This window comes from Enterobacter sp. Ap-867, assembly GCF_011752855.1.
In the GTDB taxonomy this organism is placed as follows: domain Bacteria; phylum Pseudomonadota; class Gammaproteobacteria; order Enterobacterales; family Enterobacteriaceae; genus Cedecea.
The window spans coordinates 1-7,965 of the sequence record NZ_VWWS01000017.1; the positions used below are offsets into that span (position 1 = coordinate 1).

The 7,965-nt window shown below is 47.1% G+C and carries 6 protein-coding genes and 2 pseudogenes; 6 read left to right on the plus strand and 2 right to left on the minus strand.

Annotated features, from left to right (window positions below; translation table 11 throughout):
* Positions 1–508 precede the first annotated feature (508 nt).
* From F3J26_RS22375 to F3J26_RS22890, 5 genes and pseudogenes are all read left to right on the plus strand, one after another.
* Positions 509–1,012, plus strand: a complete 504-nt coding sequence (locus F3J26_RS22375; RefSeq protein WP_008458550.1) for a hypothetical protein — start codon at positions 509–511, stop codon at positions 1,010–1,012.
* Positions 1,009–1,620, plus strand: coding sequence for a transcriptional regulator (locus F3J26_RS22380; protein WP_166996013.1), 612 nt, complete (start codon positions 1,009–1,011; stop codon positions 1,618–1,620). Before F3J26_RS22375 ends, F3J26_RS22380 begins: the two co-directional genes overlap by 4 nt.
* A gap of 208 nt (positions 1,621–1,828) precedes the next feature.
* Complete coding sequence (locus tag F3J26_RS22385; protein WP_336709899.1) at positions 1,829–4,975, plus strand: inverse autotransporter beta domain-containing protein; 3,147 nt, start codon at positions 1,829–1,831, stop codon at positions 4,973–4,975.
* 259 nt (positions 4,976–5,234) lie between these two features.
* Positions 5,235–5,555 (plus strand): annotated as a pseudogene (locus tag F3J26_RS22390) (integrase core domain-containing protein); the annotation flags it as partial.
* Between the two features lie 45 nt (positions 5,556–5,600).
* Positions 5,601–5,687, plus strand: a pseudogene (locus F3J26_RS22890) (IS6 family transposase); the annotation flags it as partial.
* Positions 5,688–5,754: 67 nt separating this feature from the next.
* On the opposite strand, the gene F3J26_RS22395 reads toward F3J26_RS22890, so the two are convergent.
* Positions 5,755–6,438, minus strand: a complete 684-nt coding sequence (locus F3J26_RS22395; RefSeq protein WP_008458776.1) for a transcriptional regulator domain-containing protein — start codon at positions 6,436–6,438, stop codon at positions 5,755–5,757.
* Positions 6,439–6,676: 238 nt separating this feature from the next.
* On the opposite strand from F3J26_RS22395, the gene F3J26_RS22400 reads away from it, so the two are divergent.
* Positions 6,677–7,261: a LuxR C-terminal-related transcriptional regulator gene (locus F3J26_RS22400; RefSeq protein WP_008458777.1), complete on the plus strand. Its 585-nt coding sequence runs from the start codon at positions 6,677–6,679 to the stop codon at positions 7,259–7,261.
* 540 nt (positions 7,262–7,801) lie between these two features.
* Here the strand turns inward: F3J26_RS22400 and F3J26_RS22405 are convergent.
* Positions 7,802–7,965: integrase core domain-containing protein (locus F3J26_RS22405; protein WP_166996017.1), on the minus strand; the 164-nt coding region annotated here is incomplete at its 5' end.

Here is a 7,965-nt window from a genome sequence, read left to right on the forward strand (position 1 = left end):
CATCCATAACTGAAATGGCCTGGGTGATATTGTTTTCATATGGCTCATTGGCGTTCACAAAGAATAAAACACCATCATAAATACAAAGTTGCTCAAATATCCATTTTTTTAAAGTTAACAGGCTGATGCTCACGCAGGTGATAAATACAAAATTGTGCAATTCATTCAGGTTTCAGTGATATGAGTTTACCTGGAACATCTCCCTCTCGGTTATTGTTGTTTATTCCCACCCGCGCACTTAATATTTTCAAACTGATGCTTGATTAATACAGGCGACATCGATCGATTACCACCTTTTGATAGTCACAGGCTATCATGTGGTTATAATTGATCGTTTTTGACTATCCTTTGATTGTGTGTATAATGATCAAAATACACTGTTGTCGCGAGAATTCTATGTGTAAACAACACCATAGCGTCTGACTGAGATTGTTTATTTTCATCTGTAGCCGTTCTTTTTTTGCTCGTAAGTAATAGCCTGGTTTTTAATCCTGGGAAGGAAAATCACATGGATAAGTGCGCGTGCTGGCCCGAAAATGAGCCTCTTTCTGGAAAGGGGTTCATGGCTATTGCTGAGATAGCGGGCAGAGAAAATCTTTACTTTGTTAATCTTGATGAATTTCCATTTTATATATTTTTAATATGTCCTCAGGTTTTTAATTTAAAAAGGGGCATTGTTATCCCCTGCCAGGCGCTATATCCATTGCCGCTCTTATTATTGACCGAGTTTACCTCTGTATATGCCATATTCCCCTCAGACTGCAGGCCTGAGCGGGTTGCCGGTGAGATTAGGCAGGCACCTGACAACGGAGAAAAAAATATCCAATACTCCGAAACCCGTTTTCTCACGCCTTTTGAATTCAGGCTTCTGCACTTATTCATGCGGGCAGTCAGTATGAAAGATATCCCCTGCACCATTCTATGCACGGCCTGCGTATACCAGGAGCTATCAGAGAAAATGCAGCTCACGCACAAGGGAATGTCCGTTTACATGAAGCGGTGCGGGATATGAAAAACGACGTGATGCTGATTGTATTGACTGAAAACCACTGGTTATACACGGGGCTTGCTGCACTGCTGCCTGAAATGGACTCCCTCCGTGTCGGATTCAGTTCGCCATACCTGCCTCCGGAGGTCAGGGCTGCCGGGCGGGTCATCATCGCGGTGGACAGCCGGATTGTGCTCCGGGGGGAGTGGTCGGCCCTGAATACCCTTCATGCGCTTCGACCAGATGCCATCCTGGTCTGGCTGGCCTGCGAACAGAGCGGCAGGTTATGTCCGTTTGCAAATCAGAGATACCTCTGCGTTAGTCAGCGACAGGATATTACCTCGTTACGCCTGGCTTTACGTCAGTCAGGGCAATACTCACAGGGAAAATTTGCCCGTATCAAAAATATTAACCTGACACTCACCGAACGTCACATGCTGCCGTTTTTTTTGTCAGGGATGAGCATTCATCTGGTTTCCCGTATAACCGGAAAACCCTTAAAGACACTCTACGCACATCGAAAAAAAATTCTTGAGAAGACCGGAATGCGGCAACTGGCATTTCTACAGTTTGTGAATGAACGAAACCAGGGATTACCAGGCATTTTTGGCTTAGAGGGCGTTAATAAATAGAAAACAAATTTGAAGCGGCATGAGGATGCAAGAAGGAAGGGGGAGCCCCTCCCGATGCAAGCCTCCGTATCGCGCCGTGGAGTGGCCTCCAGAGAAACGGCAGCTGACGCATCACGGCATTGCAACTTACAACCCCCGTTCTCTGGAACTCACTTATTTGTACACAGCCGACGTCCGGACAGAACCGGCGTAATTTATGGAGTCATTTGTGAAGACATCATCCTTAGTTCCCGTGTCGCTGAGAATGCGATTATTTGCCTGGCTAAACATCGCCGTACAGGCAGCCTTTCCCCTGGCGGTCGCTTTTACGCCCGCGGTCGCCGGCACGGCCGGCAGTGACGGACGTTTTCTGCATGAGCAGGCAGTTTCAGCAATGCAGACCCGGGTGTACACCCTTGGTGAGGGGGAGAGCGTTTCGTCCGTTGCCAGAAAATACAATATGTCCGTAGATTCACTGCGTAAACTGAACCAGTTCCGCACTTTCGCTCACGGATTTGACCACCTGCAGGCGGGGGATGAGCTGGACGTTCCTGTGGCTCCGCTCCCGGAAGTTCGCTGGGATGATACGCCGTCAGGGGCGGTTTCAGACAAAAAGGAAAAGGAAGATGATGCGCAGACGAAAGTCGCCGGCTATGCCTCACAGGCCGGTAATTTCATCTCAGCCAGCACCAGAAGCGACGCGGCAGCGTCCATGGCGCGCGGGATGGCGAGCGGTGCTGCCAGTGGTGAAATTCAGCAGTGGCTGAGTCGTTTCGGTACGGCCCGAGTGCAGCTGGATGCGGATAAAAATTTCTCTCTGAAAAACTCACAACTTGACCTGCTTGTCCCGTTGTACGAACAAAAGGACAGGCTTGTTTTTTCTCAGGGCAGCATTCACCGCACCGATGACCGGACTCAGGCTAATCTTGGTGCCGGCGTCCGGCGCTTCTATGATGCATGGATGTTCGGTGCCAACAGCTTTCTCGATTACGACCTGTCCCGGGACCACGCCCGTGCCGGCGCCGGCCTTGAATACTGGCGAGACTTCCTGAAGCTGGGCTTTAACGGATATATCCCCCTGACCGGGTGGAAGGATTCCCCTGACCTGACCGATTACCAGGAGCGTCCGGCCAGAGGCTGGGATGTCAGGGCACAGTACTGGCTTCCGGCGCTGCCGCAGCTCGGCGGCAAGCTGACCTATGAGCAGTACTATGGCAAAGAAGTCGCCCTGTTCGGCATTGACAGTCGACAGCGTGACCCGCACGCCATTACGGCGGGGATTAACTATACGCCGGTGCCGCTGCTGACGTTCAGTGCAGAGCAGCGTCAGGGGGCCGGGTCAAACGCCGAAACACGCTTTGGCGTGGACATGAATTACCAGCTGGGTATGCCCTGGCAGCACCAGATTAATCCGGACGCGGTGGCTGCCATGCGCAGCCTGGCCGGTAGCAGATATGACCTGGTGGAGCGCAATAACAACATCGTGCTGGAGTACCGCAAGAAAGAGGTTATTCGCCTGAAGACGGCCGATCTGGTGACGGGGCATACCGGGGAGCAGAAGTCTCTGGGGGTATCCGTCAACAGCAAGTACGGTCTGGAGCGCATTGACTGGTCGGCTTCATTACTCATCGCCGCGGGAGGAAAAATCGTGCAGAGCGGAGAGGACTGGGCCGTGGTGATGCCGGTTTACCGGGCTGACGTCAACAGCTATACCGTGCAGGGTGTGGCGGTGGACAGAAAAGGAAACCGCTCAAATCAGGCTGAAACTCAGGTGACGGTGCAGGCGCCTCAGGTCAGCGCGGTGCAGAGTACGTTCACGCCCGCCACCTCTTCGCTGGCTGCGGACGGCAGGAGTGTGCAGGCTCTGACCCTGAGTCTGCGGGACGGGAATAACCAGGCGGTGGACATGGATGTGAAGGACATCAGCCTGAAAAACAGCACGCTGAAAAGCGCCACGGTATCGGCACTGACCCGAAAATCCGCGGGCGTGTACACCGTGACGGTGACGGCGGGCACGGATGTTGAGACGGTGACGTTAACACCGTCGGTAAGTGGCGTCACGCTCTCCCCGGCCGGAGTGACCATCAGCAGCACCACGCCGGATGCGGGACAGTCGGTGTTCACGGCGAGCCCGGAGACCATTGCGGCTGACAACGCGGCCACCTCTACGCTGACACTGGTTGCGAAGGACGCGCAGGGTAACGCCCTGACGGGGCTGAAGGACAGTCTGACATTCACGGTAAAAGACAGCGGTGGTCAGACACCGGCCAGCGGTATCATCACGGAAAGCGCCATCACGGAGAGCAGCACAGCGGGTACCTACACGGCTACCCTGAAGGGGACCACGGCGGGTCAATATACCGTGGTGCCGGAGTACAACGGTACCGCGATAGACAGTCTGAGTGCAACGGTGACGCTGACGGCCACCACGCCGGACCAGAGCCAGTCCCTCATCGCGCGGGACAAGGACACCTACGTCTCAGGCGACGACATCACCATCAAGGTGACGCTGAAGGACAGGAACGGCACGGCCCTGACGGGCGATGCGGGCCTGCTGACCACCTCCACGGTGACGGTGCCGAACGCAACGCTTAAAACGGACAGCAGCTGGAAGGACAACAGCGACGGAACCTACACGGCGACGTACACGGCAGGGACGATGAGCACAGACAATCAGGCATCGCTGAAGCTTGCCGGGTGGGACACGCCGCCGAAGTCTGAGAAGTATGCCATTACGCTGAGAGATGAGGCCCCCGCATCCATCAATACGCATGTCAATGCTTACACCTTTACACAGACCAGTGAAGAGGGGACATTCCCGACCACCGGCTTTACCGGGGCGACGTTCACCATCGTGCCGAAGGACAGCAAGAGCGCGACTGACTACACATGGAAATCCGACGCCAGCTGGGTATCAGTGGCCAGTGGAGTGGTGAAGTTCACCGGCACGGGGACGGGCAGTAAAGTGACCATCACCGGCACCCCGACCAGTGGTCAGGGGAAAATCATTAAGTACAGCTTCACGCTTAAGAGCTGGTTCATAAATAGCGGAGCTACAACTAATACCTGGGCTGAGGCAAACACGTACTGCTCATCGCAGTCAGGGTATAGTATGCCAACGGTTCTACAGATGACCGCCAGCAAACTAGGAACCGTTTCAAAACGCAGTGCGATAGGCCATCTGTGGAATGAGTGGGGTGACATGTCTTCGTATAGTAAAGGGTTCAGCTCAGCATTCTCCTGGACATCAGATGAGTATGACAGCACAGCGCACTACGTGGTTACGCTCGGCAATGGGAACGTGAACTACCGGGATAACGATAAACAATCCGCGGTAGTCAGGGATGTAGCCGTCGTGTGTCGTCAGGGTCTTTAGCATTTAGTCTTTAGTTTTTAACCTTTGGTTTTTATTTTTAATGATGATTTTTTATTCACCCCCGCGCTCCCGCGGGGGTGAATGAGGAGAATGAATGATGGAGATAAAGGAGAAGCTGGCGCTGAGCGCCCGTCCGGGCTGCCTGACGCTGCGGGCTCAGGTTGCGGATTTGCTCATAAAGCCGGCGGCACTGCTGAAGGTGTTTATTTCTGGCGCGGGGGGCGATGGCCTGCATCCCGGCCTGCGTGAACCACAACACCCACAATTGCTGAAAACCGATAATGGCTCTTAATTTGCAGGGAAAATGCTGGACAAATGGGTGTACGAAAGAGGGATCCGCATCGACTTCTCACGACCGGGAACGCCCACGGACAATGCGACCGTGGAGTCGTTCAACGGCAGGCTGCGGCAGGAGTGCCTGAACGAAAACTGGTTCATGTCGCTGGAGGATGCCCGGTGCAAAATCGAAGCCTGGCGCATATACTATAACCAGAGACGTCCTCATTCTGCGCTGGGCTGGATGACCCCGTCCGAATTTGCTGAAAAGTCTGCCGGTTGCCAGAACATGCAACCAACATGAAGCCGGTTATTCCTGATTATGACTGGAGCATATTCGGGGTCAGGGTCACTGCACAAAGGTCAGGTTGAATCATTTTACTTTGGCCATCCCCTGGTCGAAATGCGTCTGGTGAGCCGAGTCTTTGAAATTTAATGTCCTTCAGCAACACCAGAGGCTTCACTATCACAATCTTTTCAACAATGCCTTTGTTTTAATAATTCTAAACAAGATCAAGATATTGCCCTCTTATATAACTTGTAGCCTTTTTTATTTTGTAACGAACCCTTGCGCGTAACCAATCTGAACACTCCCAACTCTGATCGGTAAAAAAATCCTTAAACTTAATTTTAGCAATTTCTCTCTGAGTTAATCCATTATTATACAAGTCATAGAATGACAGATATTCTTGTGTATTTTTCATTGATTTTGTTGTTAAAGCGCAATTTTCTCCATATAAAAAACTAACAAGTCGCAAGTTATTAACTAAGCTTGATTTGTTTAATGAAAAGAACAAAAAATTTTCATTACTGGATAATGCATCCTCTGTTATTATTTGTACATAACCATTTTCATTATAATATTTTGTAATGACACCAATACCCTTTATTTCCAATGATTTATTAATTAATCTCAAGTCTATTTTTGAAGTGCCATAGATGTCATGCTCAGCACACTCTGCAACCTTTGCATAAAGTGTTCTTCTGCTAACTTTAGGACACCAAAAAACGTCTAATGGTGATGATGTATATGGATCAACAAAATTCACCAACCCCCATGATGCTGCAGCGTTATTTACTATTGCTTTTGAGTTTTTTTCTTGAGCCACTTTTAACTGCATTTCATTCCAGCACTCTCTATAGCTATCATTTCTTCTAAGAAATTCCCATGCAAAATCAGTATACATTTATTACTCCTTTTTTTATTCATCCCTTTAAGAATTTCTGATAAATATTTTTTTTAAATTTTCTCCCTTACATTTTAAATGGCTTTATTTATTATTCTAAATAATGGATTCATTTACTATTACTAATTTAGTTCTGATCTTGAGTTATGCAATAGATTTGACATTTTCAAGAGTGGTTTTAGGATTTTAAGATAGGACTTTTACACTATTAGATAAATTAATGTGAGAGGTATAAAGTATGATGTTTATTATAAGCGACTGTATTGATCGTGATTCAGGCAAGGCAGTTATAAAAAACATAAAAGGACAGGTGTGTGAAATTTACTCATGTTACGAAAGAGATATCATAAAAAAATTCATCTCTCGTAAACCATCAGCAGTAGTCATTAGTGATTTTTTTTTGCTTAGGGATAGCAATGCGTATGAAATATTATTTCATGCGAAAAAAAATAATAGATTACTCTTTATTGTTTCAGATCTTTCAACTTTTAGAGAGGAATATATTCCTGTCGATTACAAAATAATTGTCATAGGGAATAATACTTTGTCAGAGCTTTTGAAGGATAAAGTTAGTAATTTCCTTGTTAAACAAGAATTTAAAAATAAAATTTTAAGTTACAGCAGGACTGAAAGTGAAGTTATTAAATGCCTTTGTGAAGGGAAGAGTGTTAAAGATATTTGCAATCAACATTCCTTCATGGAAAAAACTTTGTCAACTCATATTGGTAATATCAAAAAAAAATCAGGGCTTAGGAGTAAGCAGCAACTGTTTTATTTATACATAATACAAAAAAAGATAAATGATTTTTTACAAAAATCATGAAAATGAAGAGTGAAGTTAATGAGTGATGTCGCCTCTAAAATTTACAATAATAACCTTCAACGTTATGCATCGTATTTTCTAAAAAAATTACAGATCAAAAAGGATTTTTCTTCAACCATCTTGTATTTTTTACTTTTGAAAAAAAAATTGATGCGAACACTATAATTAAAATGCATATTATTTTATTTGCATCAAAACAACCAAGTAAGAATATGAATGAACTGTACAGAAAGAACGACACAAAGGATGACGGTTTATACTGGGTTATTTTATTTGTTTTTTTACAACCACACCACCTACATCTTGTGTCATTGATGTGAATAATCTTATTACAATGGTGGCAGCCTCTATAGTCATGCTTGAATACATGATAGTAATTTTCATAACTCTCTTTATTAATCATTTTATTATCCTCTAGAGAGAGATTGCATTCCAGTTGAATCAATACTATTCAAATTCTTATTTTTTAGCAGGGAGTATTTTCTTTTGTAAATTTTATACGTGATGGTAGTCACCTGCCCCCTGGTTTCGATAAAACCTTCAGTTAGTAATGTCGGTTGGTTTTTCTTCATATTTCCTGTTTCGCCAGTCCGTTGCGAATTCAGCTGGTGTCTGGTAATCCAGCGATGAATGGGGACGGCACTCGTTATAATCCTGCCGCCAGTCATTAATCGTTTTCCGGGCATGAAGAATATCGCTGAACC